This is a genomic window from Curtobacterium sp. MCSS17_005, assembly GCF_003234225.2.
Taxonomy (GTDB): Bacteria; Actinomycetota; Actinomycetes; order Actinomycetales; family Microbacteriaceae; genus Curtobacterium; species Curtobacterium flaccumfaciens.
The window spans coordinates 1,392,356-1,418,071 of the sequence record NZ_CP126258.1 but is presented as its reverse complement, the minus strand read 5'-3'; the positions used below and the strand labels follow the sequence as shown (position 1 = coordinate 1,418,071).

Here is a 25,716-nt window from a genome sequence, read left to right as displayed (position 1 = left end):
GCGGGACTGCTCGACGCGTACGAGGTCCTGCTGACCGGCGCCCAGGGATCCGAGGACGCACTCGAGGCCTTCGACCGGGGGCTCGCGACCGCGATGCGACTCGAACGGGCACGCGCCACGGGGCTCGACCAGTTCGACCCTGCCGCCCACGAACACAAGATCGGACGGTACGTCGACGCCGCTCGTGACCTGCGGGAGCACCTCCCGCGTGTCATTCCCGAGAAGGTCGTCACCCGGCGGACGTTCAACGAGACCACCGCGTCCGGCGGCGCCGGGCAGTTCCTCGCCGAGGTGCGCTCGTCGAAGGTGCGCAAGCTCATGCCGGTCCGCGAGCTCATGTCGCGATACGGCCAGTACGTGACCGAACTGACCCCTTGCGTCCTGGTGAGCCCCGACTCAGTCGCACGGTTCTTCGAAGCAACACCGGGCCTGTTCGACCTCGTCGTCTTCGACGAAGCCTCGCAGGTGCGGGTGGCGGACGCGATCGGTGCCATGGGGCGGGCGAAGGCGGTGGTCGTGGTCGGTGACTCGAAGCAGATGCCACCGACCTCGTTTGCGGAGACCTCGATCGACGACTCGGACGACGACGAGAACGGCGCCGCCGAACAGGTGGCGGTCGACGAGGAGTCGATCCTCGCCCAGTGTGTGCAGGCCCGCGTGGACCGTTTTCAGTTGACCTGGCACTACCGCAGCCAGGACGAGTCGCTCATCGCGTTCAGCAACCGGTACTACTACGACGACCAGCTCACCTCCTTCCCCGCACCTGCTCTCGGTGAGGCATCCGCAGGCGTCGACGGTCACGGGGTGTCCCTCCGACGCGTCGACGGCCAGTTCATGCGCGCAGGGCAGGAGGGTACGACCCGGCAGAACCTCCGGACGAACCCGGTCGAGGCCCGCGCGATCGTCGCGGAGATCCAGCGGCGGTTCGCGGCCTCGTCCGACCTCGTCCCGTCGCTCGGTGTCGTGACCTTCAACGCGCAGCAGCGGTCCCTGGTGGAGGAACTCCTGCGTGCGCTCGAAGACCCGCGCATCAACGAGGCGCTCGATTCGGCCGTGGACGGCTTGTTCGTGAAGAACCTCGAGAACGTGCAGGGTGACGAGCGCGACACGATTCTGTTCTCCACCGCCTTCAGCAAGAATTCGCGGGGCATCCTCCCGCTCAACTTCGGGCCACTCACGAGCCCTGGCGGTGAGCGGAGACTGAACGTGGCGGTGACCCGTGCACGACGGCAGGTGGTGCTGTTCTCGAGTTTCGACCCGCAGGACCTCCGCGCTGACGAGACGACCTCATTGGGCATCAAGCACCTGCGCGCGTACCTCGAGCTCGCACAGCGCGGTGCCCGAGCGGCCCTCGGCGCACGTGACGACGCCATCTTGACGGATCGGCATCGCGACGAGATCGCCTCGGAGCTGGCTGCGCGCGGGCTCGCCGTCCAGACGGACGTGGGTCTGTCCGACTTCAAGGTCGACATCGCGGTGGCCCACCCGTCGAACCCGACGGAGCCGCTGCTCGCGGTGTTGCTCGACACCCCCGCCTGGGCAGCACGCGCTACGGTCGCTGACCGGGACGCACTCCCCCTGGAGGTCCTCGAGAACCTGATGCACTGGCCGAGCGTCCGACGGGTGTGGATGCCGCAGTGGCTGGCGGACCACGACGTCGTCGTCGACTCGATCGTCGACTCGCTCCAGAAGGCGCATGAGGAGCGAGTCGTTGCCGCTGAGGCGACAGCCGCCGTTTCGACGGCGATCGACGAGGTGCTCGAGGAGCTGCCAGGGGAGCTGGCGTTCTCGCGAGGTCCGGACGGGTCCACTGTTGACCACTCGCTTCCGGTGTCCCCGATCGACTTCGCAGCCCGGGCAGACCTCGTCGAACCAACTCCCGAGCCCTCGGATGACCCAGTCGACGTCCGCCTCGACGCTCGCACTGGGGGCGGCGGCCCCGATGGGCCAGGCACGTCGCGCTCGCACGTCGCCCCTGCCACGCAGGTCGAGCAAAACGACCTCGCTCGTGAAGTGGTCGCGACCGGAGAGGTCGAACGGTTCCGTCCGTGGTCGCAGGCTGATCTGTACGGGGATGTCTCCGTCCTCGACGCGATCGATCTCCCGCAGAACGCTGCTCGTGTCCAGGCGCTGTTGGTCGAGGTGGTCCAGGCGGAGGGGCCGATCGCCGAGGAGCGTTTGGTGCGCCTGGTCGCGAACTCGTTCGGGCTGGATCGCGTGCACGCTGCTCGGTCGCAGGCGATCTCGGCGCTCGTGCCACCCATGCTGCGCTGGAGTGCGTTGGAGCGCTTCGTCTGGCCGATCGGCGTCGACCCCGAAGGCTGGTCGGGCTTCCGGGCATCCACCCCTCAGGACTCCCGGCCGGTCGAGGTCGTCGCGCTCCGGGAGATCGGCAATGCGATGGTCCACCTGGTCCGTCACGGCGGACCTCGGTCCGAGACGTCACTCTTGCGCGAGACGCTCGCGCTCTTCGGTGGAACGAGGATGACGCAGAACGTCAGCGACCGTATGACGATGGCGTTGATGGTAGCGCTGACCTCTCAGCGGGTCGCTCGGACTGCTCAAGGCGATGTTGACCTGGGCCGGATGGCTGATCGATGAGGAGAAACGTGGCAATGCAGGAAGTCGCCGGGAGCGCTGGCGCGTCAGCTGCACAGGCAGCAGTGCTCGACCACGCAGTCGGCTACCGGGCAGTGCTTCGTCTGCCAGAGGACGTCTCTGCGCTGGACTTGTCCGATGAGGAGCTGCGGCAGTGGCTGCGCTCCAAGCTTCGCTCAAAGCGCCGCGGAACTCTCGAATCTGCGGACTGGGACGGCGAAGGCGACGTCCGGCTCGGGAAGAGTGCAGTTGTATCGGTCACCATCGACGACGATGCTCACGGGGCCCGGAGGCGCCTTACGCGTTTCGTCGAGACCAACGATCGTGGTACCTGGCTCATCTCGGTGTTCGCGCTGTCGTCTCGGTCGAACGGCGAGGCGGTGGTGATCGAGGCGGGCATGCTCGACGTTGAGCCGGAGCGAGCGATGCGAGATGTCGCACCTCCTCGCATCGTCAAGAACCTCCTCGCTCGGACCGTCGTCCGCGACGGGGCGGCTCACCTCACATCGGCGCCGGTCCGTGTCGATGTTGATGACGTCGCAGCGCTCGTGGCCGTCATCAACGACGTAGAACGCCGAGTACCGGTGGTCGTGGCGACCTCCCTGAGCCGCGACACGGACGAGGTCTGGCAACGCACGATCGCCGACTTGACCACGATGAGCGTCGGCGTGGCTGCCACGTATGTCGTGACAGATGCCGCTGCCGTTGCTCTCGCTGCAATGCTCCCGCCGTCCCATGCTGTCTCACCGGGACGGGTCCGCACCTTTGTGACGGACGTCGACTTCGCACTTCCCGCCGACGGTGCTCGACACCGTGTCCTCGGCCCGGCGACCTTTGCTCGCTCGATCCGTGCCGGCCGAGTTGCATTGCCCCTCCAGTCTTTGCACGCGGAAGGCATCCGGAAGCACTTCCTCGGCCACGAACTCCCGAAGGACGTTCGCCGTGGAATGCGACTGCTCATCGACGCCGAAAGTCGGAGGATTCGGGACGCTCGGATCAGTACGATCGTCGCGGAGCGCGTCGAGACAACGCTCGCGACGGACGAGGCTCACGAAACGCCCTCGGTAACGAACACGGGGACAACCGCTGCGACGGTCGGTTCTTCGATTGATTCACCAGAACCGGGTGCCTTCCCCGTCGGCCTGAAAGACCGGATCGCCCGATTCGTGCGACGGTGGCTCGGTGCCTCGAACTTGGAGCACGACCACTTCGATGCTCTGGATTCACTCCTCGCGAAGGCCGCGGGCGAGAAGTCAGCCTACGAAGAGCTGTTCGCTGAAGCCGGTGCCCGAGAGGGTCGGCTCGCCGATCAACTTCTCGCGCTCAACGAGCGCATCGATGAGCTTGAGTTGGTCGCGGCCAGCGAAGCGCAGGAAGCTCTTGACCTGAGACGGGAGCGGGATTGGCTCCGCACTTCGATGACCAGCGAGCAGCGTGCCGCACTGGCGATCGTGCCCGATGACAGCGCCTGGGCTGACCCTGAGAGCGTGAGAGAGCTGGTTGCGCGACTGACGCCCGGTGACGAAGAACACGCGGCGATTGCAAGAGTTCAGTTCACCGGCAACGAGGCTGGTCCCTTGGCTGTCGACGAGCGAGATCCCATCGGGCGCTACGCTTCCGCGCTGTGGTTGTACGTTCGCGTTCTTCACGACTACGCCGAGGCGAAGGCGGGCGGCTGGAGCGGAAGCCTACACATGTATCTCACCAATGACGATGGACCAATCGGAACCCGATGCCCGCGTGATCGGCACGCCTCCACAGAGAGCGATTCAGTTCTGCAGAACAAGGGTTGGCGTCAAGAACGCGTTTTCGCTATCCCCGACTCCACGGGCGCCCTGGTCCCCACGGAGATGTTCGCGCACTTCAAACCAACCCATCGCGACACGTTCGCTCCACGCATGCACTACTTCGATGACACGGACCGGACCGGCAAAGTGTTCATCGGCTACATCGGGCCGCACCTCACGAACACGAAAACCAACTAGCCCGCGTCCGCGTACGGCGCGCCCGCCGCAATCTCTCCCCGACGACCGAGAGCCGCGGCACCACCCAGCGCCGCGCCTCCCGTCCATCGCCACGTCATCAACTCACCACGTCAGCACGAACCGCCCACGCGTCCCGCCCGCTTCCAACCGCTCATGCGCCTCCACAGCCCGAGCAGCAGGCAGCACCTCTGCCACCCGCGGCGTCAACGTCCCACTCTCCACCGCATGCCGCAGCTGCTCGAGCTTGTCGAACGACCGGTACTCCGAGAACACCATGATCTGCACGAACTCGATCCCCCGAGCCCCGTTGCCCTGCCACCCCCGCACGTCGAAGAAGACTCCCCCGTCGCGAACGGCGTCCACCACCTCGTCGCGCTGCACGGCAGCATCGGCGAGCGCATCGACCCCGTCCGGCACGAGCTCCCGGACAGCGGAGGCGAAGGAAGCACCTCGCGGCACCACGTGGTCCGGCCCGAGCGACCGCACGAGGGCTTCGTCCGCCGGAGCAGCATCCGCGATCACGGTCAGCCCGGCGGCCTTCGCCAGCTGCACCACGTAGTTCCCGAGCAGCCCAGCGGCCCCGGTCACTGCGAGTGTCTGACCCGGCGCGAGCGAGGCGTGCGACAGGATCTGCAACGCCGTCAGCCCGTTCATGGGCACGGTCGCCGCAGCCTCGATCGACGTCCCGCGAGGAATCCGCGTGAACGACCCCACCGGCGCGACGAGCTCCTGCACGTAGGCGCCACCGTGGGCGCTGAGCGGCAACGCCATCGCCATGACCTCGTCGCCGACCTGCCAGCCGGTGACGTCGGGCCCGACCTCGTCGATGACGCCGGCGGCGTCCATCCCCGGCACGTACGGCGGCGAGGCCTGCGAGCTGTCCCGCTGCCCGGCACGCACCCCCGTGTCGGTCGGGTTCACGGCGAACGCCTGCACCCGGATCCGCACGGATCCCGCACCGGCGTGCGGCTCCGGCACCTCGTGGACGGCGAGGGCCTCGGGCCCTCCGAACTGTTCGACTCCGACGACCTGCATCCTCCCGGTCTACGCGCACGTTGCTTGACGCAACCTGACGCGACCACCCCACGGCCTGGAGGCCCCGGCACCACCCCGCCCCGCGCCTCCCGCCCGTCATGGGGTGCGGTCCACGGCACGTGGTGCGCCGTGCTGGCACCGTGCGTTTCGACGAACTCCTCACCCGGTCCGACGGTCCCGCGATCGCCGAGGAGCTCGCCGCCCTCCGCCGACCCGCCCGGTACGTCCTCGAGGGCATCCACCAGGAGTCCCGGCAGCAGCACTGGCAGTTCCGTGTCGACATCGACGAGGCCGCGCAGACCTGGACCCTCGATCGGTCCGACGGTGAACACGCCAGCTTCCGCGAAGGGGTTCTGCACGACGACGTCTACCCCGGCGGCTCAATCGACGCCTCGTTCGACCGCAGCACCACGGACGCACCAGTCGTCCGGATGGCCGTGCCCGACCTGATGCTCCGATGGGGACGAGGCTCCGAGAGCTTCCACCCCGTCCTCGTCCAGCACATCGGCGAGCACTCGATCCTGCTGACCTTCGAGCACCGCGGGAACCCGGCGACCCGCGCGACACTGGTGATCGACGAGCGCGACGGCATCGCCCGCCGCTTGTCGGAGTACGGCGAGGACACGATCATCACGAGCGTGCGGACCGCCGAGCCGGACGAGGTCCTGCCCCGCGCCCGCTTCGTGCAGCCGACGGACTGGATCCGTCCGCAGTACTGAAGTCGTGACGGTTCCGGTTCGCGATCCCCGGCGATCGCGAACCAGAACCGTCAGAACTCATTCGTCATCAGGACCGTCACCGGTAGTCGTCCGGGTCCCCGAGCACGCAGCGCGAGTCGACATTGACGTGCGCGCGGATCTTCGTGGCTGCGATCGACGCACGAGGCTTGCCGTCGGCGCGTGCGACCACAGCGGACACGTCGCCCGTCGCTGGATCCATCTCGGTCCGCGTCGTTGCGAGCTCGTACCCTTGCTTTCTCCAGTGTTCAGTGGCCTGTCCGACGAGCACCTGCGGGTCGTCCGGCCTGTCCACCTCGACGTAGTAGCTGAACTGCACCGCCTTCTGCCCGTCGACCTGGCAGTCGTTCGCGACCGGCTTCGGGACTTCCTGTGGCCATGTGTCGGGAGCGAGTTTCAGGACCGACCGGAGTTCGGTCACGGCCTGCGAGCGCGCTTCGTCGCTGGTCATGGTCTCGCCCGGCCCTGTCATCCCGCACCCCGACAGCGCGAGAACGATCGTGCCGGCCACGGCGGCAGCGGTCATCGGCTTGTCCACTCGCCTCGTCATCGGAGCCGACCCCGTTGCGTGCCGAGTCGTCTGGACCACACCGATCAGTCCTCGTCGTCGTCCGGCGAACCCTCGGCGCACTGGGAGTCGACGTAGAGGCTGATGCCGCGCTCACTGAATTGGAACGAACCCCAAGGCTTCCCGTCCGCACGCGCGGTCGCCGAGTACGCGACTCCGTACTTCCCGAAGTCCTCTTGCGAGGGTTGCACGTCCAACCCCTTCCCCCTCCAGAACTCCTCGAACGACGTGGAGAGTTCCTTGGGATCGGTCTTCTGGTCGATCGTCACGAGGTACGTGAACCGGACTCCGTCGCCCCCGTCGGCGCATCGCGTGGCCACCGGGTCTGGGACCTCGGGCCAAGCCAGCGGTTCGTGGTCCATCGTCTCTCGCAGGAACGCCACGGCGTTCTGCTTCGCCTCGTCTGGTTGCATCTCGTCTTCCCCGTTCGAACCACAGGCCGTCGCCGTCGTGAGGAGCCCGACCACGGCGACGAACCCGAGGAGCGACTTCGACAGGCTGTTCACGGCATGGTCACTTTCGCTGTTCCCAACAGCGTCTTCGTGCCGCTGTCGAGGTATCCGACGTTCCGAGACTCCCTGCCATCCCGCACCCCGCCAGCGCAAGGACGATCGTGCCGGCCAGAGCGGCAGCGGTCATCGGCTTGCCCACTCGCCTCGTCATCGCAGCCGCCCCCACCTCGACACCGCCACTCGTCGTGATCCTGCACCGACCCCGTTGCTTCGCGGTCGCCTTCGCGTCGTTGTCGACCGACACCGGGACCAAGTAGGCGAAGCGGACGCCGTCATCGCACTGCTCAGCGGTCGGTTCCGGGGTGTCGGGCCATGACACGTCCACGGCTTTCTCGGTCTTGCGGAGCAGTTGCAAGGCTTCAGCCTTCGCGTCGCTTCGCCACGGCTGTTATTCATCGTCCGGAGAGCCAGCAACACACTGGGAGTTGACGTAGACGAATGCATTTCCGTTCGTGATCTCGAAGGCTGCGCCCGCCTTCCCGTCAGCCTTCGCCGTGGCTGCGTACACGGTCCCGTACTTCGACCCGAAGTCCTGCTTGCTCCGCTCGACCTGGAGTCCTTTCGAGCGCCAGAACTCGGCCAGGGAGTCAGCGAGTTCGGTCTGCTTCGAGTTGACCGGAGCATGCACCATGTACTGGTACCGGACACCCTCCGAGCACTTCTTGCTGACGGGGTCCCCGGGCGACGACCAATCGATATTCGTTGACGTCGTGCTCTGGTCGAGCAGCGCCAGGGCGTCCTTCTGCGTTTCTTCCGGGGTCATGGTCTTCCCTTCGGCCGCGCATCCGGCGAGCACGATCGTGGCGGACAGCAGGGCTGCCAGCACGGCGAGCCTCTTGCGGTTCGGCGCATGACGCGCAGTCCTCACGGCGTACATGTGCTCGGCGTGGGTCGCAGCGGCGTTCGGGACCGAGGACGGGATACCTGCTGATCCGAGGGTCACGAAGGAGTGCACCCGAAGGTCGGGTGAGGCCGCGAGCGCCACTGCCGCGGTGGTCGATCCGTACGGGTGCGCAACGACGTCGAGCTGGGCGTCCGGACGAACCGCCCCCGCCTCGAAACCGTCACTCGTCGTAATCGTGCACCGACCCCGTTGCGCACGGAGAGGTCACCTGCACCGCGACCGACGTCGAACTGATCTGGTACGCCGCTCCTGCCGCACCATCCCGGTCGGCAGTCGCCGAGTAGAGCGTGCCCCTCGCACCGAAATCCGTCTCGGACGGCGATACTCGAAGACCTTCCGACTCCCAGAGCTGCCGGAGTGACTTCGCGGTCGCCTTCGCGTCGTTGTCGACCGACACGGGGACCAAGTAGGCGAAGCGGACACCGTCATCGCACTGCTCGGCGGTCGGTTCCGGGGTGTCGGGCCACGGCACGTCCACGGCCTTCTCGGTCTTGCGGAGCAGTTGCAAGGCTTCAGCCTTCGCGTCGTCAGGGGTGTGCATTGATTGGCTCCCTCCTGCACAGGCCGTGAGGCCCCCGGTCAGCAGACTCACCGTCAACACGACGAGCCCGATGCGTTGCTTCGCCATCACGGCAGGGTCACCTTCGCCACGGCTGCCAGCGTAGGGGTACCGAAGTCGAGGTAGCCGTGATCGTGCGAATCTTTCGGCGCCGTGAGGTCATGGATGTTCACGCCGTTCTCTCCGAATGCCTTGATCCTCGTCGCGCCCTCGAAGCCGTCAGTTGGGTCGAGTCGCATGCTGTACTTCCGGCCGATGAACGCGATGTCGCCCTTTTCGACTCCCTGCGCCGCGTACATGTGCTCTACGTTGGTCGCCGCTGCGTTCGGGATGGAAGTCGGAATGCCCGCTGAACCGAGCGTGACGAGCGAGTGCACGCCCAAGTCCGGGTTCTCGTGGAGCGCGATCGACGCCATCGTCGAACCGTAGGAATGTGCCACGACATCGAGCTGAGCGCCTGGCCGCGTCGCACGGAATCCACCGAGGTCGGCGGCCAGCTTCGGCGCTCCTCGTTCAGCGTACGAATCGCCGAAGACACCGAGGTTCCCGGTGGTGGCGGCATTCGGCGGAGCTTCGTACCCCAACCATGTGACCATGGCCGTGTTCGCTCCGCGATCCATCTGACGCTGCGAGAACATGATGTTCGAGGAAGCACGCATGTACTGCGTCGTGTCCGCCAGCGACGACCCCATCCCCGGGACAACGAAGCTGACGCCGTCGGCGGTGTCGAGATCGCCGAGGGAGAACGCGCCGAGGGGTGGTTCCCCATCGTGGAACGACACCATCTGCCGGGGGACCGAGTCATCGACTGCGAGTTGGGTGCGGGCTCCGGCCGTGAAGTTCTCGAGCCGGTCGCGACGAGTTTCGGCGGCGTTTAGCTTCTGCTGCGCCGCGAGCTGCGCGGTCCGACCGATCGCCGTCTTGAGGTCCTTCTTCGCGGCCTTCACCGCTTCCTTCGCTTGCTCGTACGCCCGCTGCGCACTCAACCGGTTCGCCTGGTCACGCGCCCAGTACGGCACCCCGTTCAGGTTGCCGATCACCGCGGGCAACGCCGTAGTCAGCGCGTCCTGCGCCGCCGAATGCTCCCCAGCGGTCCCGCGCCCACCGAGCCCGTCCCACCACGCCTGCACGACCTCGGGCGGCATCCCGGCGATCCTGTCGGCGACGGCCTTGTCCTGCGCCGCGAGTACTTCCGGCGGCATCCCGGCCACCGCCCGCAGGAAGTCGGCGTCGCTCATCGCGGCGAGCGTCCCCGCGTACCCGACGGCGACCCCGAGCACCTCACTGTCAGTGAGGCCCGCCGCTGCCGCACGGTCCGCAGCAGCCCGCCGCTCCACGAGGGCGTCCCACTCCGCGTCGAGTCGCTTCGCCGCGGCGGCGAGGTCGTCAGCGTCGGTCTGCAGACGATCGACTCGTCGGTCGTCTGCTTCGGTGGCGTCGCTGCCCGCGGCGGTCGACTGAGCGCTGCCCAACGAGACGGCGTTGGCGATGGAGTCGACGGCGTTGGTCAGCTGAGCGGCTTGGATCCGTTCGGCCTCGTCCTGGATCTGTCGGACGGCCTCGGCGTAGGTGTCGAGCACGTCGATCGCGGCGTCGAGTCGACTGATGATGCGCTGCGCGGCGGGCGCGATCGTCCCGACGGTGGTGGTGAAGCGGTCCTTCGATGCGCCTTCCCACCCGTCGGCGTCGTGCAGTGCGCTGGCGACGTGATGTGTGCCCGTGCGGATGTCGTCCTGGTGGTCGGCAAGCGCGCTCGATAGCCTGGTGATCGCGCCCGGGTCGCCGGCGAGTGGATCGGCCGCCATCACTTGCCCCCGGCTTTGCCGGCCAGGTCGTCGTCGGCGTCGGCGAAGAGCGACTTCGTGTCCTTCGCGTACTCGCGGAGCGTCCGGCTCGTGTCGGCGAGCCACTCGTCCGAACGCTGTTGCGCCGTCCGGAAGGTCGCGAACGCCTGCGCGACGTCCTCTGCTCCGGACGCGCCGCCCTCGTTCGGGAGCGAGGTGCCCGTGAACGTGCCCGTCGCCTTGTCGAGCGCACCGTGGACGGCTTCGAGCGTGCTCCACGACACTTGCAGATCGGCCATCGTCTCCCCCGTCTCGCCGTCGCGGTCTGCACCGCTTCCCCATTCGCAACATATCAGAGGAGTTGCCGGACGCGGCCATCCGTGGAACGCCCTGTGGACGACCAACCCGCACCGCGCCTCCAGTCCGGCACCATCCCCCGATCGGACGATGCCGAGACCACCGCCCCGGCCGATCCCCCACAACGAGCCGGCGACGAAGCTGGACCCATGCCCGAGTCCCCCGCCATCGAGGTCCAACACCTCGGCAAGCAGTACGCCACCGGCAAACGTGCCGTGGACGACGTCTCCTTCACGATCGAACGGGGCGAGACCTTCGCGCTCCTCGGCCCCAACGGTGCCGGCAAGTCCACGACGGTCGAGATCCTCGAGGGCTACCGCTCCCGCACCGCCGGCGAGGTCCGCGTCCTCGGCCACGACCCGGCACGGACGAGCCGCAGCCACAACGCACGCATCGGCATCGTCCTGCAGACCAGCGCGGAGTCCCCGAACGTCAGCGTCGCCGAGCAGCTGAACCACTTCGCGACGCTCTACCCGAAGCACCGCAGCGTCGAGGAGCTCCTCACCGCGACGGGGCTCGAGACGCAGCGCAACACCCGCATCAGCCGACTGTCGGGTGGCCAGCGCCGCCGCGTCGACGTCGCCCTCGGCATCATCGGCCGCCCCGAGGTCCTGTTCCTCGACGAACCGACCACGGGCTTCGACCCCGAGGCCCGCCGGCAATTCTGGGACCTCCTGCGCCAGGTGCAGCACGAGGGCACGACGATCCTGCTCACCACGCACTACCTCGACGAAGCCGCCCAGCTCGCCGACCGGGCGGCGGTCATCGCCGACGGGAAGCTCCTCGACCTCGCACCCATCGACGAGATCGGCGGCGCCGAGGCCCGTACGCCCCGGGTCCGCTGGCGAGACGACGACGGCGGACACCACGACGAGCGCACGATCGACCCGACGGCGCTCATCCGCAGCAGCACCATGGCCATGCACGACCTCGAAGTCATCCGTCCGTCCCTCGAGGACGTCTACCTCGACATGGTGGGACAGCAGTGAAGACAGCGACCAGCCGGATCTCCTACGAGATCCGCACCTACTTCCGCGCTCCCGACGCGGTCTTCTTCACGTTCCTGTTCCCGATCATCATGCTGGCGCTGTTCTCGGTGGCGTTCTCCGGCGCCGCCGACATCCAGGCCGGCCCCGACGTCAGCGTCGACTACGCCACCTACTACCTGCCCGGCCTGGTAGCGACGGGCATCCTGCTCTCCGGCACGCAGTCCCTCGGCGTCGACATCGCCACCGAGCGCAGCGACGGCACGTTGAAGCGCCTCGGCGGCACACCGCTCCCGGTGCTGTCGTACTTCGTCGGCAAGATCGGGATGGTCCTCGTCACCACGCTCGTGCAGACCGCACTGCTGCTGGCGATCGCGAGCCTGGTGTTCGGCGTCGATCTGCCGACCGACGCGAGCAACTGGGGTGTCTTCGCCGGGGTGATGGTCCTCGGCATCGCCACCAGCTGCGTCCTCGGCATCGCCGTCTCGGCGCTCCCCCGCGAGGGCCGCCGCGCCACCGCCACCATCGTCCCGATCGTGCTGGTGCTGCAGTTCATCTCCGGCGTCTACCTGCCCTTCACGCAGCTCCCCACCTGGTTGCAGGACGTTGCGTCCGTCTTCCCCCTGCGCTGGATGGCGTCCGGCATGCGGTCCGTCTTCCTGCCCGGCGCGTTCGAGTCGGGTGAGCCGGGAGGCGCGTGGCACCTCGGCCTCGGAGCCCTCGTGTTGGCAGCGTGGCTGGTCCTGGGCACGGTGGCCTGCCTTCTCACCTTCCGCTGGAACCGCAAGGACGCCTGATGGCGCTCCGCTGGTGGGATGCTGGGAACATGAACGGCGAGACGTGGAGGCGCAACCGGTGGTTGCACGTCTTCTTCGCGGGCACGATGCTCCTCACCGCCGTGATCACCGTGTTCGGGTGGTCGCCGTGGGGCACCCGCTGGCCCGCCTACACCGCGGTCGTGGTGCTCGTCGTCGCCTACGCCGTGTTCGGCCACCGCGGCTACGACAGCCCCCGTGCCGCCGCGGTCTTCCTGCCGCTGGTCCTCGTCGCGGCTCTGGTGTTGCCCGCCGTCGTGCCGAGCACCGCGTTCGTGCAGTGCATCGCGTTCCCGCTCGTGTGGGTGCAGTCCGAACGGGTCCGCACCGCCGTCCCGCTCTCGGTCGCGGTCGGCGTCGCGAGCGGCATCGGCCTGCAGGTGTCGAGCGGCCCTGATGCCCTCGTCAGCACCCTGCTCATCGAGGGCATCAGCGTCATCGGTGCCTGCGCGATGGGCATGTGGATCTCGAGCGTCGCCGGACTGTCCGAGGAGCGCCGCCAGCTCGTCGAGGAGCTCCGCGCCACCCAGCAGTCCCTCGCCGATGCCCACCGCAGCGCGGGCGTCGCGAGCGAACGGGAGCGCCTGGCCCGCGAGATCCACGACACCGTCGCGCAGAACCTCGCCGGCATCGTCATGCTCACCGAACGTGCCCGCAAGGACCTGGCGAACGACCGCGGTGCCGCGCTCGACGAGCGGCTGGCGGTCCTCGAAGATTCGGCACGAGCGGCACTCGAGGACTCCCGCGCCCTCATCGCCGCCGGGGTCGCCGGTGCCACGAGCGGCAGCCTCGCCGGGGCCCTGCACCGCCTGGCCGAGCGGTACACCCGCGAGACCGGCACGGCCGTCGCCGTCGACGCCACCGACGGCCCGCTCGACCGCGACGCCCAGGTCGTGCTGCTCCGGGTCGTCCAGGAGTCCCTCGCGAACATCCGCGCGCACGCCGACGCCGGCTCCGTCAGCATCGTCCTGCAGCACGCGCCCGAACGGGTCGGCGTCCGTGTGACCGACGACGGCGTCGGGTTCGACACCGGCGTCCCGACGGCCGGGCACGGTCTCCGGGGCCTCCACGAACGGTTGGCGCTCTCCGGCGGTGCCTGCACGATCACGAGCACCCCGGGCCGGGGCACCGTCGTCGACGCGAGCCTGCCCACCGGACCCGAGCCGAGCCTCCCGGCCGTCGATCGTCACCCCGTGGCAGAGGTGACCCGGTGATCCGCGTCGTGGTCGCGGACGACCACCCGATCGTCCGGTCGGGCATCGTGGCCCTGCTGCAGGACGCCGACGACGTCGAGGTCGTCGGCCAGGCCAGCGACGGCCGCGCCGCGGTGACGGTCGCGCTGGCCGAACGCCCCGACGTCGTGCTCATGGACCTCCGGATGCCCGTGCTCGACGGCGACGCGGCGACGGCGGAGATCCTCGCCGCCGACCCCGGCGTCCGCGTCCTGATCCTGACCACGTACGAGTCCGACGACCAGATCCTCGCCGCCATCGAGGCCGGTGCCACCGGCTACCTGCTCAAGGCCGCCCCGGAGTCCGAGATCCTCGCCGGCGTCCGGGCGACCGCACGGGGCGAGACCGCGCTCGCACCGTCGGCAGCCGCAGCACTCGTCCGCCGAGCAACGGGTTCGCTCCCCGCTGCGGCCGGCCCGTCGCTGACCCCGCGCGAGCTCGACGTCCTACGTCTCGTCGCCCAGGGCAACAGCAACCCGGCGATCGGCCGCGCGCTGTTCCTCAGCGAGGCCACGGTGAAGACCCACCTCGGCCACGTCTTCGAGAAGCTCGGCGTGAACGACCGCACCCGTGCCGTCACCCGGGCGATGGAGCTCCAGCTCCTGCCGTGACTCCCGGGTCCGCGGGCCGAGGCCCCCTTCCTGCAGCGCTCCTGACGGTTCTGGTTCACGATCCCCGAGGATCGTGAACCGGAACCGTCACCGCGCGGACACGAACCCGCGTCCCCTGCGCCGTGGACGCGACGACCGACGAAACGGGAGGCACGGTGCCTGCCCGCACCGTGCCTCCCGTCCGCTCCAGCGTGCGCCCTGCCATCGCGACGCGCGCCCGCTCAGGCCCCCGCGTCCGCCTCCTGCGACCGGACGCGGAGCACCCGCGCTGTGGGGGTCGATCCACCGTTCGTGACCTCGAGCGAGCCCGAAGCGGCGTCCCACGCCACGGACCACGACCCGAGTGCCGTCGGGAACAGCGGCTCGACGACCACCGCCTGCCCGGCGAGCGCCGGCAGCGGCAGCGACACCGACGCGGACGCACCGGGCAGCGACCACACCGACAGGTACAGGTCGCCCGTGGTGGCGTGCAGACCGAGCGCGATCCACGGGTCTTCCCAGGCGGGCAGCCCGAGGGGCCAGACCGGGACGGACGCCTCGACGACGTCCAGGACCTGCCGGTGCGCAGCGATGGCGTCACCGACCACCCCACGCTGCGACGACGACATCTCGTTGAGGTACCCCGACAGGTACATCCGCCCGAGCACCCCGTTCACGAGCGACAGCGTGAAGAGTTCCGGGTCCATCGTCGGCGCCGGGTACGCCCAGTTCCCCGCTTGCTCGGGCAGCATCGCGGCGGGAGCGGCGGCGGCGATCGAGGCGGACAACACCGGGTCCTGCTGGTCCGACGTCGACTGCATGTGCAGGCGGGACAACATGGCCCAGTCGGCGCGCATCGCTCCCGAGGCGCAGTTCTCGATGAGCAGTGCCGGGTACCGCTCCTGCACCGCGTCGAGCCAGTCGAGCAGCGCCCGCTGGTGGTCGAGCATCCCGACGAACGGCCCGGTCATCGTGTTGTTGTCCATCTTGAAGAACGTCACCCCGAGCTCCCCGACGAGCCGGTCGACCACCCCGTCGAGGTGTGCGCGGGCCTCCGGCGAGCGCAGGTCGAGCAGGTGCCGCCCGTGCTCCGCGACCCGGACACCGTGGTGCTCGACGAACGCGGACGACGGCAGGGTCGAAGCCAGCGGCGAGTGGATGCCGATGACCTCGGGTTCGAGCCAGAGGCCGGCCTGCATGCCGCGCGCACGGATGTGGTCGATGACGGCCCCGAGCCCCGTCGGGAACCGCGACGCCGCTTCCTCCCACGCTCCGACGGTGTCCCACCAGTGCCCCTCGGCGTACCAGCCGGCGTCGATGCAGAACAGGTCCGCTCCGGCGTCGGCGGCCGCGTCGATGAGCGGCAGGAGCTTCTCGGTGGTCGGGTCGCCCATGAGCGTGTTCATGTAGTCGTTGAACACCAGGGGCAGGGCGCGGTCGGCCTCCCGCACGTGCCGGAACGCCCGACGCTGCCGGGTGAGCACGGCGAAGGCGTCGTCGATCGACCCGGCGATGCCGACGGACACCGGCACCGAGGTGAACGGCTGCTCCGGCGTGACGACGGTGGTCCACTGGTGTTCCTGGTCGGTCGGCCCGCTCAGCAGCACGTACGCGTGCCGACGGGTCTCACCGAGCTCGTACAACCAGGGCCCGTTGTGCTCGAGCTGCCAGACGAGCGCGTACGGAAGCGAAACAGCGTCCTCCGCCCGCAGCACCCCGATCGGCAGCGCCTCGCCGGTCGACCACGAGCCGCGGTTCTGCACGACGGCGCGGCTGCGGGGCGGGTGGTGCTGAGCCTCCCGGTCGATACGCGCGAGCCCGATCGACCGCAGCGGATCGGACCGCCACCGGCTCTCCGCTGCCCAGTCATTGTCGGCGTGCACGAGGGCGAGCTCATCGACGGTGGCACCCGAGTCGGTCAGGAACGCCCCGGTCGCGAACGACGACACGGAGTCCACGACGTGCTCACCGTGCTCGGCTGACACCTCGGTCCACGTCTGGAACGCGGGTACGCCGGCGCGCGCCCGGAACACCGACTCGGCCTGGAGGCCCGTGTCCGCGTCCGCCTGCACGATCCGGAACCACAGGTCGGTCCCGTCGTCGTGCACGTGGTGCGACACGGGTCGCAGTCGCGCCCCGATCGTGGAGTCCACGTGCCGGAACCCGCCCGGGAACCGACCATGCCCGATCGTCGTCAGCTCGACGAGCGGCTGCGGATCGTCCGGCCCGTCGGCGAGCGCTCCGCCAGCCGACGCTCCGCCGGCCGGCACGAACGACACGAGCGCCGCGGGCTGGTCCGCACCGACCCGGAACCGTGCCGCGAACCCGTCGGTGACCCAGTCGACGAACGTCGGCCCGTCGCTCATCGCGCCCCGACCGGTGCGGGCTCGCTCGACACCCAGTCCCCGACCGTGTGGTCGTAGCAGGTGGTGTTGTCGATCTTCGTCCGGTCGAGCGGCGGCCCCGCGGTGATCCGGCGCTCGGTGCGCTCCGGGTCGGGGGCGGCCTCGGCGAGCAGCCGGGTGTAGTCGTGGTGCGGGTCGAGGATGACGGCGTCCGACGGTCCCCGCTCGACGACCCGGCCGCGGTAGAGCACGAGGATCTCGTCGGAGAAGTGCCGCGCGGTCGCCAGGTCGTGCGTGATGTAGAGCACGGCGAGCTCGTCCTCGCGCTGCAGCCGGCCGAGCAGGTTGAGCACGCTCAGGCGGATCGAGACGTCGAGCATCGACACGGGTTCGTCGGCGATGAGCACCTGGGCGCCCGGGGCGAGCGCGCGGGCGATGGCGACGCGCTGCCGCTGCCCGCCGGAGAGCTCGTGCGGCCGCCGCGACGCGAAGTCCTCGTCGAGGTTCACCCGGCCGAGCAGTTCCCGTACCTTGTCGGCGGTCTCGTCGGCGCCGCGGGCCCGGTGGTGCAGCTGCAGCGGCCGGGCGATGTGGTGCTCGATCGAGTGGAACGGGTTGAGGGAGGCGAACGGGTCCTGGAACACCATCTGCACGTGCCGCCGGTACATGCTGCCCTCGACTGGGGTGCCGTCCTCGAGCCGCACGTCGATCGAGCCGCGCGTCCGGGTCTCGAGCTTGGCGAGCATCCGCGCGATGGTGGACTTGCCCGAGCCGGACTCCCCCACGAGCGCGACGGTCCGGCCGGGCAGCAGGTCGAACGACACGTCGTCGACGGCCCGCAGGGTGGTGCGCTGCAGCCCCTTGCGGGTGTGGAAGTCCTTGCCGAGGTGGCTGACGGTCACACTGGTCATCGGTCCGTCTCCTGTGCTGCCTGGACCACGACGGCCCGGGTGTCGGTCTCGGGTTCGGCGCCGTCCTCGACCCCGGTGCGGATGAACGCGCCACGGGCTCCGGACAGGCTCGGGAACGACTGCAGCAGCTTCCGCGTGTACGGGTGCTGCGGGTCGTGCTGGATCACGCTCGCACGGTCGCACTCGACGACCTCGCCGCGAAGCATGATCGCGATCCGGTCGCTGATCTCGAGCAGCAGCGGCAGGTCGTGCGTGATGAACACGACGGCGAACCCGAGCTCGTCGCGCAGTCGGACGATCTCGCGCAGGATCTCCCGCTGCACCACGACGTCGAGCGCGGTGGTCGGCTCGTCCATGATCATGATCTGCGGTTCGAGCAGCATCGCCATCGCGATCATCACGCGCTGCCGCATGCCGCCGGACAGCTCGTGCGGGTACGCGGTGATGCGGGACGGGTCGACACCGACGCGGCGCAGGGCGTCCTCGGCGATGGCCCGTCGTTCCTTGCGGGGCATGCCCTTGCGGTGTTCGACCAGGGCGTCGTCGAGCTGGGCGCGGATCGTGGTGACCGGGTTGAGCGCGTTCATGGCTCCCTGGAACACCATCGACAGCTTCGACCACCGCACGGCCCGGAGTTGCTCGTGCGGCAGGCCGAGCAGGTCGACGTCGCTCCCGTCGCGGTCGTGGAACGTGATGCTGCCCGACGTGACCTTCGCCGGTGGCCGGTGCAGCCGGGTGATGGCGTAGGCCAGGGTCGTCTTGCCGCAGCCCGACTCCCCCGCGAGCCCGAGGATCTCGCCGGGCGCCAGCGTGAGCGAGACGTCCTTGACAGCGTGCACGGGGTGCTCGGTCTCGTAGACGACGTCGAGGTGGTCGATCGTCAGCACGGCCGGGCGGCGGCCGTCGCCTGTGGGGCCGGAGGTGACCGGTCGTGCGGTGTCGGTGGCGCTCATCGGGCGACCCCCTTCGTGTCGTGACCGGCGGTGGCGACGCGGGCCGGGCCTCCCGAGCGGGCCGCACGCTTCGCACGACGGTCGCGCCGTCGCTGCGCACGCACGTTCGCGAGTCGCGGGTTGATGACCTCGTCGATCGAGAAGTTCACCAGGGACAGGCCCATGCCGAGCAGGGCGATGAGCAGGCCCGGCGGCACGAACCACCACCAGGCGCCGTTCGCCAGCGCGAAGCCGTTCTGGGCGTAGAAGAGCATGGTGCCGAGCGTCGACGAGTTCGACGCCCCGAGCCCGAGGAACGACAGCCCCGCTTCCCCGAGGATCGCGGCGATCACCGCGAACACGAACTGCGACGCGAGCACCGGCAGCAGGTTCGGCAGGATCTCGACGGCGATGACCCGCCAGGGCCGTTCGCCGGCGACCCGGGCGGCGGACACGTAGTCGCGGTTGCGGATCGACATCGTCTGCGCTCGCAGCACCCTGGCGGACCCGGCCCACGACGTGATCGCGAGGACGACCGCGATGGTCCACAGCCCGCGGGCCTCACGCGGCACCAGGCCGGAGATGACGATGACGAGCGGCAGTCCGGGGATGACGAGGAACACGTTCGAGAACAGCGAGAACGCCTCGTCCATGATCCCGCCCAGGTAGGCGCCGAGGATGCCGAAGAACGCGGACAGCACCGTGGCGAGGACGCCGACGATGAGCCCGATCTGCAGGCTGCCCCGGGTGGCGAAGGCGAGCTGGGCCAGGACGTCCTGACCGGTCTGGGTGGTGCCGAGGACGTTCGAGCCGCTCGGTCCCTGCAGCCCGGTGTCGCGGATGGTGGTCGGGTCGCCGACGAGCAGCGGTCCGATCACCCCGAACAGCGTGACGCCGGCGACGAGCGCGATGCCGGTGACGAGCCAGGGGGTGAGCGTCGGGAGGAACCGACGGATGCCGCCCTTCGACGCACGCCGGGTGGCGATCGACGTGGTGCTGTCGGCCTCCTCGGTCAGCGCGCCGATGGTGGGCTCGGTCTCCTGCTGGATGTTGGTCATGGTCGTCTCCTCCCCTAGCTCCGGGCCCGCGTGCGCGGGTCGATCAGTCCGTACAGCAGGTCGACGACGAGGTTCGCGCCGAGGACCGCCAGGGTGATGAACAGGAAGATCCCCTGCATGAGCGCGTAGTCGTTGTTCGTCACGGCGGACAGCAGCTTCGACCCGATGCCCGGGTACGAGAACACCTGCTCGGTGACGACGGAACCGGACACGATGAACCCGAGGGAGATCGCGAACCCGGCGACGGACGGCAGCACGGCGTTCCGGGCGGCGTAGTTCCGCAGGATCTTGCCGTCGGACAGGCCCTTCGCCTGCGCGGTGGTGATGTAGTCCTCGGACAGCGTCGACACCATCATGTTGCGCATGCCGAGCAGCCAGCCGCCGAGCGACGCGAGCACGATCGTCACCGCCGGCAGCACCCCGTACTGCACCGCCGAGACGATGAAGTCCCAGTTGAACCCGGGCGTCAGGATGACGTCGTAGCCGCCCTGCGCCGGGAACAGGTGGAGCCCGGTGGCGAAGAAGTACACCAGGATCAGCGCGAGCCAGAAGTACGGCACCGCGGCGAGCAGGGTGGTGGCCGGCACGAACGAGTCGAGCCAGGTGCCGGGCCGCCAGCCGACGAAGGCCCCGAGGCCGACGCCGATGATCGCGGCCACGATGGTGGCGATCCCGACCAGGGCGATGGTCCACGGCAGCGAACTGCCGATCACCTCGGTGACGGGTGCCGGGAAGTAACTGACGGACACGCCGAGGTCACCGCGGAACACGTTGACCAGGTAGTGGCCGTACTGGGAGATGAGCGGCTCCGAGGAATCGCCACCGAGGAGCAGCTCGTACGCCTCCCGGGTCGCCGGGGTCACCTGGCCGCCGCGCTGCTGGAGCTTGGCGAGCAGGATGTCCACCGGGTTGCCGGGCAGGAGCCTGGGGATGATGAAGTTCAGCGTCAGGGCCGCCCACAGTGCGACGACGTAGAAGCCGATCTTGCGCAGGAAGTAGGTCATCGTCGAGTGCCCCTCGGTCGCGATCCCATCGGTGTCAGCCCTTCGCCGGCTTGAGCGCCTTGAAGATCTCGGCGTTGTCCGGGCTCGCCCAGACCGCCGGGAACGCGTACAGGTCGTCCTTCGTCGGCCAGCCGGTGAACTTCGCCGCGTGGAACTCGCTCGTCGTGCCGCCGGTCATCACGGGGATGTAGGGCAGGTCCTCGACGATGTGCTCCTGGATCGTGTCGAGCTCGGGCTGGGTCGCCGCGGTGTCCTCGGGGTTGATCGTGGCGAGCTTCGCGATGGCCTTGTCGACGTCGGGGTTGCTGTACCGCGAGATGTTCATCGGGGCCGCTTCACCGACCTTCGCGGTGTTGGCCGTCGTGAAGTAGTTGTTGTACAGGTAGTACGGGTTCGCCGTGGGGCCCTGGCCGAGCGAGTCGATCGCGAGCTCGAAGTTGCCCTTGGTCTTCTTGTCCGTCCACTCGTTCCACGACGACTGCTGCGCCTTGAGCTCGATGCCCGCGGCCTTGAGCTGCTGCGTCATCGTGTCGATCGCGGTGATGTAGTCGGTCCACCCGGTGACGACCTCGACCGTCAGGGACAGCTTCTTGCCGTCCTTGGCGTAGATGCCGTCGGAGCCCTTCTCCCACCCGGCGTCCTCGAGGGTCGAGGCGGCCGCGTCGGTGTCGGCGGTCTCCGGCATCACGGCCGGCTCGATGTCCTTCGAGATGGTGTCCTTCTGCGTCGTGGTGAGCGCGAAGGTCGGCGAGATCTCGCTCGCGGTGTTCTCGAACGCCAGCGAGTTGAGCTGCTTGCGGTTGATGGCATCGGCGATGGCGTGGCGGACGGCCGGGTCGGTCTGTGGGCCGGCGCAGCCCAGGTCGGTGTTCGCGCAGGTCAGCAGGGCCATCTGGTTCTGGCCGACGGTGATGCCGTCGTAGCCGTTGTAGTTGGCGGGGATGTCGTCCATGTTCGGCACCGGGCCGGTCTGCCAGTCGATCGACCCCTGCTTCAGTGCGTCGGCGCCGGCGGTGTTGCCGGAGAGCGACAGGTAGCGGATGGTCTTCACGGCCGGGGCGCCGTCCCAGTACTCCTTGTTCGCCTCGAGGGTGAACGCCTGCGCCTTGAAGGTGCCGAGCGTGTACGGGCCGGTGCCGACGGGCTCGCGCACGACGTCGGTGGTCGGGTCGATGTCCTTCCACAGGTGCTCGGGCACGATCCAGGTCTTGCCGAGCAGGTTCGGGCCGAGCACGAACGACGGCTTGTCGAACGAGACGACCACCTTGTCGTCGCCGTCGGCCTTCGCGGTGCCGTCGTAGCCGATCGAGTTCAGGGCCTTCTGCTTCTTGAGCATGTCGAGCGTGAACACGACGTCCTTCGAGGTGAAGGGCTCGCCGTCGCTCCAGGTGGCTCCGTCGCGGAGCGTGATGGTGAGCTGCGTGCCGTCGTCGTTCCACTCGTAGGACTTGCCGAGCAGCGGCTTCGGGTCCTTCGTGTTGACGTTGGTGATGAAGAAGAGCGACTCGTAGATCGTGCCGACGCCGCCGATGTTGGACGGCGACCACGGGTTGAAGTTGATCTGGTAGTCGCCGGACTGGCCGGTGTACGCCACCAGGGTCGAGGCAGCGGCGTCGTTCGTGCTGGCGGTGCCGCTGGAGCTGCAGCCGCTGAGCGCGAGGCCGGCTGCGAGGAGAACGGCGCCGCCGATGGCGAGCCGTGAACGGGTTGGGTTGAACATCGTTGTCCTCTCGGTCTGCGTCGTCGCAGGGTCCACGTTGTGAGCGTGATTGTTACACGCGTAAACTAAGGCGGTCAAGGGGTCGGGTCACGGTCCCGTAACGATGAGGAGACGCAATGGAGCGGACCACCCTGGACGGCACGTGGACCCTCGAGGCGGTGACCGGGCCCGAGCAGTCGGCGGAGCACCGCGAACCGATCGCGGCGCAGGTCCCCGGCTGCGTGCACACCGACCTGCTGCGGGCCGGCCGGATCCCCGACCCGTTCGACGGCGACGGCGAGGCCGCCACCCAGTGGATCGGCGACACCGTCTGGCGCTACCGCCGCACGTTCGACTGGCCGGGCGAGAGCGGCACGGGCCCGACCACGCACGCGCGCCACGACCTCGTCGCCGAGGGCCTCGACACCCTCGCCACGATCGAGCTCAACGGCATCGTCGTCGCGACCACCGCCAACCAGCACCGCTCGTACCGGTTCCCCGTCGGGCACCTGCTCCGCCCGGGCGCGAACGAGCTCGTCGTCACGTTCGACGCGCCCGTCCCCGCCGCCGAGCGTCTGTCCGCCCTGCACGGCGGCGAGCTGCCGCACGTCAACCACCACCCCTACAACGCGCTCCGCAAGAACGCGTCGAACTTCGGGTGGGACTGGGGCGTCGACGTCGCGACGAGCGGCATCTGGAAGTCGATCGGCATCGAGTCCTGGAGCGGCGTCCGCATCGCGGCCGTCCGGCCGCTCGTCGACCTCGACGGCACCACCGGGGTGCTGACGGCCCACGTCGACGTCGAGCACGCCGGCTCCACCGGCTCCTTCTCGCAGGCCATCGGCAGCGCGCCCGTCGCGTCCGCGGACGGTTCCGCGGGCACCGGCCTGGAGGCCCGGATCACCCTGGCCCCGCACCCCGCGTCCGCAGGGCACCCGGGTTTCGACACCGCCGGCCGGGTCGTCGGGGCGCGCCCCGTCCTCGACGGCGCCGCGACCGTCCGCCTCGAGGTCCCCGACGTCGCCGTCTGGTGGCCCCGCGGCGAGGGCGACCAGCCGCTGTACGACGTCCGGGTCGAGGTCGGCGACGACGTGTGGACCGGCCGCGTGGGCTTCCGCACGGTCACGCTCGACACCGCCGCCGACGCCGGCGGTGCGCCGTTCCTGCTCCGCGTGAACGGCCGTCCGGTCATGGTGCGCGGGGCGAACTGGATCCCCGACCACGCCTACCTGACCGAGATGACGCCCGAGCGGTACGCGGACCGGATCCAGGACGCGATCGACGCGAACATGAACCTGCTGCGCATCTGGGGCGGCGGCATCTACGAGTCCGACGACCTGTACGACCGGTGCGACGAGCTCGGCGTCCTGGTGTGGCAGGACTTCCTGTTCGCCTGTGCCGCCTACGCCGAGGAGCCCTGGCTCGCCGACGAGGTCGAGCCCGAGGTCCGCGAGGCCGTCACCCGCCTCAGCCCGCACCCGTCACTCGTGGTGTGGAACGGCAACAACGAGAACCTCGTCGCCTACGCCGAGTGGGGCTGGCGGCCGTCGCTCGTCGGCCGGACCTGGGGCAACGGCTACTACCGTTCCCTGCTGCCGTCGGTCGTCGCCGAGCTCGACCCGACCCGGCCGTACACGCCGGGCAGCCCGTTCTCGTTCGACGAGTACCTGACGCCGAACGACCAGCGGAACGGCAGCGTGCACATCTGGGACGTCTGGAACCGGCTCGACTACCGCGCCTACGCCGACTGGGAGCCGCGGTTCGTCGCCGAGTTCGGGTTCCAGGGCCCGCCGGCGTGGTCGACCCTGACCGCGGTGGTGCACGACGAGCCCCTCGACCCGGACGGCCACGAGATGCTCGTGCACCAGAAGGCCGACCAGGGCAACCGGAAGCTCGCCGACGGCATGCGGGGGCACCTGCCCGAGCCGAGCTCCATCGAGGACTGGCACTTCGCCGCGCAGCTCAACCAGGCGCACGCGATCCGCTTCGGCATGGAGTGGTTCCGCTCCCGCACGCCCGACAACACCGGCATGGTCGTCTGGCAGCTCAACGACGACTGGCCCGTGGTGTCGTGGGCGCTGGTCGATCACGCCGGCATCCGGAAGCCCGTCTGGTACGCCGTCCGGCAGGCCTACCAGCCCGTGCTGCTCACCGTGCAGCCGTCGTCCGGTGCCCAGGGCGGTGACGGCGACGGAGGTCTCGACGTCGTCCTCGTCAACGCGTCCGGGGCGTCGGTCGCCGACGAGGTCACGGTCTCCCGCGTCGCCTTCGACGGCACCGTGCTCGAGTCGTCGTCGTTCATGCTCGCGGCCGCCCCCGCCGATGCCGACCGGGTGCAGCTGCCGTCGTTGCTCGCAGTGCCGGGCGACCCCGGTTCCGAGGTCCTCGTCGTCACGGGAGCCGGCACCCGCACCGTGCACGACTTCGCCGAGGTCGTCGACCAGGCACTCGAACCCTCGCCCCTGTCCACGGTGGTGTCGGCGACGGAGGACGGCGCAACGGTCACCGTGACGGCGACGGCGTACGCGCGCGACGTCTCGCTGTTCCCCGACCGTGTGGATGCGGCCGCCCGCGTCGACGACGGGTTGGTGTCCCTGCTCCCCGGCGAGTCGGTGACCTTCACGGTGACTGGTGCGCCGGGCATCGCTGCACAGGAGCTCGTCCACCCGCTCGTCCTCCGCCACGCAGGTTCGCTCCTGCCCTGACCGGGGTGCCGCGCTGACGGTTCCGGTTCACGATCCCCCGGGTTCGCGAACCGGAACCGTCACCCGAGCACGCCCGCACACCTCCGCTGCACCCGCAACACCGCCACCCGCACCGCACCACCCGCAGCACCGCCACCCCGCACCCGGCACCCGGCACCCGGCACCCGGCACCCGGCACCCGCAGCAGCACCACCCCTCACCCGGCACCCGCAACCCGGCAGCACCGCCGCTCGCACCCGCACCCCGGCACCAAGCCGCTCGCACCCGCACCACTCCCACCCGCACCCACACCCGCACCACTCGCACCCGCAATGCCGCAGCCTGCAGCCCGCAACACCGCAGCCCGCGGACGGAGGGGTCGTCCCGCACCGCCGCCTCGGTCACCGCGCGACACCCCACA

21 protein-coding genes are annotated in these 25,716 nt (G+C 69.4%); 8 read left to right on the top strand and 13 right to left on the bottom strand.

Annotated features, from left to right (window positions below; all coding sequences use genetic code 11):
* Positions 1–93: 93 nt before the first annotated feature.
* Both DEJ20_RS06865 and DEJ20_RS06860 read left to right on the top strand, forming a co-directional pair.
* Positions 94–2,601, top strand: a complete 2,508-nt coding sequence (locus tag DEJ20_RS06865; RefSeq protein ID WP_111236107.1) for a DUF3320 domain-containing protein — start codon at positions 94–96, stop codon at positions 2,599–2,601.
* An 8-nt stretch (positions 2,602–2,609) separates the two neighbouring features.
* Positions 2,610–4,583 (top strand): hypothetical protein, encoded by a 1,974-nt coding sequence (locus DEJ20_RS06860; RefSeq protein WP_146245473.1) that lies wholly within the window; start codon positions 2,610–2,612, stop codon positions 4,581–4,583.
* A gap of 102 nt (positions 4,584–4,685) precedes the next feature.
* Here the strand turns inward: DEJ20_RS06860 and DEJ20_RS06855 are convergent, their stop codons facing one another.
* Positions 4,686–5,618, bottom strand: a complete 933-nt coding sequence (locus DEJ20_RS06855; protein ID WP_111236109.1) for an NADP-dependent oxidoreductase — start codon at positions 5,616–5,618, stop codon at positions 4,686–4,688.
* A gap of 140 nt (positions 5,619–5,758) precedes the next feature.
* Here DEJ20_RS06855 and DEJ20_RS06850 point away from each other — a divergent pair, with 140 nt between their 5' ends.
* Entirely contained in the window at positions 5,759–6,337 is a 579-nt protein-coding gene (locus DEJ20_RS06850; protein ID WP_146245474.1) for a hypothetical protein, read from the top strand.
* A 76-nt stretch (positions 6,338–6,413) separates the two neighbouring features.
* Here DEJ20_RS06850 and DEJ20_RS06845 read toward each other — a convergent pair whose 3' ends face one another.
* The 6 genes from DEJ20_RS06845 to DEJ20_RS06820 form a co-directional block, all read right to left on the bottom strand.
* Positions 6,414–6,893 carry a hypothetical protein gene (locus DEJ20_RS06845; protein ID WP_111236111.1) on the bottom strand — a complete coding sequence of 160 codons (480 nt, stop codon included), beginning with the start codon at positions 6,891–6,893 and terminating at the stop codon, positions 6,414–6,416.
* A gap of 56 nt (positions 6,894–6,949) precedes the next feature.
* Positions 6,950–7,390 (bottom strand): hypothetical protein, encoded by a 441-nt coding sequence (locus tag DEJ20_RS06840; RefSeq protein ID WP_146245475.1) that lies wholly within the window; start codon positions 7,388–7,390, stop codon positions 6,950–6,952.
* Between the two features lie 433 nt (positions 7,391–7,823).
* Positions 7,824–8,513: an alpha/beta hydrolase gene (locus DEJ20_RS06835; protein WP_111236113.1), complete on the bottom strand. Its 690-nt coding sequence runs from the start codon at positions 8,511–8,513 to the stop codon at positions 7,824–7,826.
* Positions 8,500–8,967 carry a hypothetical protein gene (locus DEJ20_RS06830; RefSeq protein WP_111236114.1) on the bottom strand — a complete coding sequence of 156 codons (468 nt, stop codon included), beginning with the start codon at positions 8,965–8,967 and terminating at the stop codon, positions 8,500–8,502. The genes DEJ20_RS06835 and DEJ20_RS06830 overlap by 14 nt, the downstream gene beginning before the upstream one ends.
* Entirely contained in the window at positions 8,967–10,703 is a 1,737-nt protein-coding gene (locus DEJ20_RS06825) for an alpha/beta hydrolase (protein ID WP_111236115.1), read from the bottom strand. The genes DEJ20_RS06830 and DEJ20_RS06825 overlap by 1 nt, the downstream gene beginning before the upstream one ends.
* Positions 10,703–10,981 (bottom strand): hypothetical protein, encoded by a 279-nt coding sequence (locus DEJ20_RS06820; protein WP_146245477.1) that lies wholly within the window; start codon positions 10,979–10,981, stop codon positions 10,703–10,705. Before DEJ20_RS06820 ends, DEJ20_RS06825 begins: the two co-directional genes overlap by 1 nt.
* A 207-nt stretch (positions 10,982–11,188) precedes the next feature.
* Between DEJ20_RS06820 and DEJ20_RS06815 the strand changes: the two genes are divergently transcribed.
* Genes DEJ20_RS06815 through DEJ20_RS06800 form a run of 4 tightly spaced genes read left to right on the top strand, consistent with a single transcriptional unit; the run spans position 11,189 to position 14,683 of the window.
* The gene (locus DEJ20_RS06815; RefSeq protein WP_258377224.1) at positions 11,189–12,028 is read left to right on the top strand and encodes an ABC transporter ATP-binding protein; all 840 of its coding nucleotides are present in this window, start codon (positions 11,189–11,191) and stop codon (positions 12,026–12,028) included.
* Positions 12,025–12,822, top strand: a complete 798-nt coding sequence (locus tag DEJ20_RS06810; RefSeq protein WP_111023905.1) for an ABC transporter permease — start codon at positions 12,025–12,027, stop codon at positions 12,820–12,822. The genes DEJ20_RS06815 and DEJ20_RS06810 overlap by 4 nt, the downstream gene beginning before the upstream one ends.
* Before the next feature lie 29 nt (positions 12,823–12,851).
* Complete coding sequence (locus DEJ20_RS06805; RefSeq protein ID WP_181431610.1) at positions 12,852–14,054, top strand: sensor histidine kinase; 1,203 nt, start codon at positions 12,852–12,854, stop codon at positions 14,052–14,054.
* A complete protein-coding gene (locus tag DEJ20_RS06800) occupies positions 14,051–14,683 on the top strand; it encodes a response regulator transcription factor (RefSeq protein ID WP_110865151.1) in 633 nt (210 codons plus the stop codon). Before DEJ20_RS06805 ends, DEJ20_RS06800 begins: the two co-directional genes overlap by 4 nt.
* Positions 14,684–14,904: 221 nt before the next feature.
* Here DEJ20_RS06800 and DEJ20_RS06795 read toward each other — a convergent pair whose 3' ends face one another.
* Genes DEJ20_RS06795 through DEJ20_RS06770 form a run of 6 tightly spaced genes read right to left on the bottom strand, consistent with a single transcriptional unit; the run spans position 14,905 to position 22,632 of the window.
* Positions 14,905–17,028: a glycoside hydrolase family 36 protein gene (locus DEJ20_RS06795; protein WP_111236119.1), complete on the bottom strand. Its 2,124-nt coding sequence runs from the start codon at positions 17,026–17,028 to the stop codon at positions 14,905–14,907.
* Positions 17,025–17,918 (bottom strand): ABC transporter ATP-binding protein, encoded by an 894-nt coding sequence (locus DEJ20_RS06790; protein ID WP_111236120.1) that lies wholly within the window; start codon positions 17,916–17,918, stop codon positions 17,025–17,027. Before DEJ20_RS06790 ends, DEJ20_RS06795 begins: the two co-directional genes overlap by 4 nt.
* Complete coding sequence (locus DEJ20_RS06785; protein ID WP_220035018.1) at positions 17,915–18,871, bottom strand: ABC transporter ATP-binding protein; 957 nt, start codon at positions 18,869–18,871, stop codon at positions 17,915–17,917. The genes DEJ20_RS06790 and DEJ20_RS06785 overlap by 4 nt, the downstream gene beginning before the upstream one ends.
* Positions 18,868–19,908 carry an ABC transporter permease gene (locus tag DEJ20_RS06780; protein ID WP_111023919.1) on the bottom strand — a complete coding sequence of 347 codons (1,041 nt, stop codon included), beginning with the start codon at positions 19,906–19,908 and terminating at the stop codon, positions 18,868–18,870. Before DEJ20_RS06780 ends, DEJ20_RS06785 begins: the two co-directional genes overlap by 4 nt.
* Before the next feature lie 14 nt (positions 19,909–19,922).
* Positions 19,923–20,912, bottom strand: a complete 990-nt coding sequence (locus tag DEJ20_RS06775; protein ID WP_071247140.1) for an ABC transporter permease — start codon at positions 20,910–20,912, stop codon at positions 19,923–19,925.
* A gap of 34 nt (positions 20,913–20,946) precedes the next feature.
* Complete coding sequence (locus DEJ20_RS06770; protein WP_111236121.1) at positions 20,947–22,632, bottom strand: ABC transporter substrate-binding protein; 1,686 nt, start codon at positions 22,630–22,632, stop codon at positions 20,947–20,949.
* A 116-nt stretch (positions 22,633–22,748) separates the two neighbouring features.
* Here DEJ20_RS06770 and DEJ20_RS06765 point away from each other — a divergent pair, with 116 nt between their 5' ends.
* Positions 22,749–25,316 carry a glycoside hydrolase family 2 protein gene (locus DEJ20_RS06765; RefSeq protein ID WP_111236122.1) on the top strand — a complete coding sequence of 856 codons (2,568 nt, stop codon included), beginning with the start codon at positions 22,749–22,751 and terminating at the stop codon, positions 25,314–25,316.
* Positions 25,317–25,716 lie beyond the last annotated feature (400 nt).

Bases quoted from the DNA above. Each gene is read 5' to 3' on its own strand.
- DEJ20_RS06865 (WP_111236107.1), top strand. From the start codon at position 94: ATGCGACTCGAACGGGCACGCGCCACGGGGCTCGACCAGTTCGACCCT.
- DEJ20_RS06855 (WP_111236109.1), bottom strand. From the start codon at position 5,618: ATGCAGGTCGTCGGAGTCGAACAGTTCGGAGGGCCCGAGGCCCTCGCC.
- DEJ20_RS06830 (WP_111236114.1), bottom strand. From the start codon at position 8,967: ATGGCGAAGCAACGCATCGGGCTCGTCGTGTTGACGGTGAGTCTGCTG.
- DEJ20_RS06825 (WP_111236115.1), bottom strand. From the start codon at position 10,703: ATGGCGGCCGATCCACTCGCCGGCGACCCGGGCGCGATCACCAGGCTA.
- DEJ20_RS06820 (WP_146245477.1), bottom strand. From the start codon at position 10,981: ATGGCCGATCTGCAAGTGTCGTGGAGCACGCTCGAAGCCGTCCACGGT.
- DEJ20_RS06815 (WP_258377224.1), top strand. From the start codon at position 11,189: ATGCCCGAGTCCCCCGCCATCGAGGTCCAACACCTCGGCAAGCAGTAC.
- DEJ20_RS06805 (WP_181431610.1), top strand. From the start codon at position 12,852: ATGAACGGCGAGACGTGGAGGCGCAACCGGTGGTTGCACGTCTTCTTC.
- DEJ20_RS06795 (WP_111236119.1), bottom strand. From the start codon at position 17,028: ATGAGCGACGGGCCGACGTTCGTCGACTGGGTCACCGACGGGTTCGCG.
- DEJ20_RS06790 (WP_111236120.1), bottom strand. From the start codon at position 17,918: ATGACCAGTGTGACCGTCAGCCACCTCGGCAAGGACTTCCACACCCGC.
- DEJ20_RS06785 (WP_220035018.1), bottom strand. From the start codon at position 18,871: ATGAGCGCCACCGACACCGCACGACCGGTCACCTCCGGCCCCACAGGC.
- DEJ20_RS06780 (WP_111023919.1), bottom strand. From the start codon at position 19,908: ATGACCAACATCCAGCAGGAGACCGAGCCCACCATCGGCGCGCTGACC.
- DEJ20_RS06775 (WP_071247140.1), bottom strand. From the start codon at position 20,912: ATGACCTACTTCCTGCGCAAGATCGGCTTCTACGTCGTCGCACTGTGG.
- DEJ20_RS06770 (WP_111236121.1), bottom strand. From the start codon at position 22,632: ATGTTCAACCCAACCCGTTCACGGCTCGCCATCGGCGGCGCCGTTCTC.
- DEJ20_RS06765 (WP_111236122.1), top strand. From the start codon at position 22,749: ATGGAGCGGACCACCCTGGACGGCACGTGGACCCTCGAGGCGGTGACC.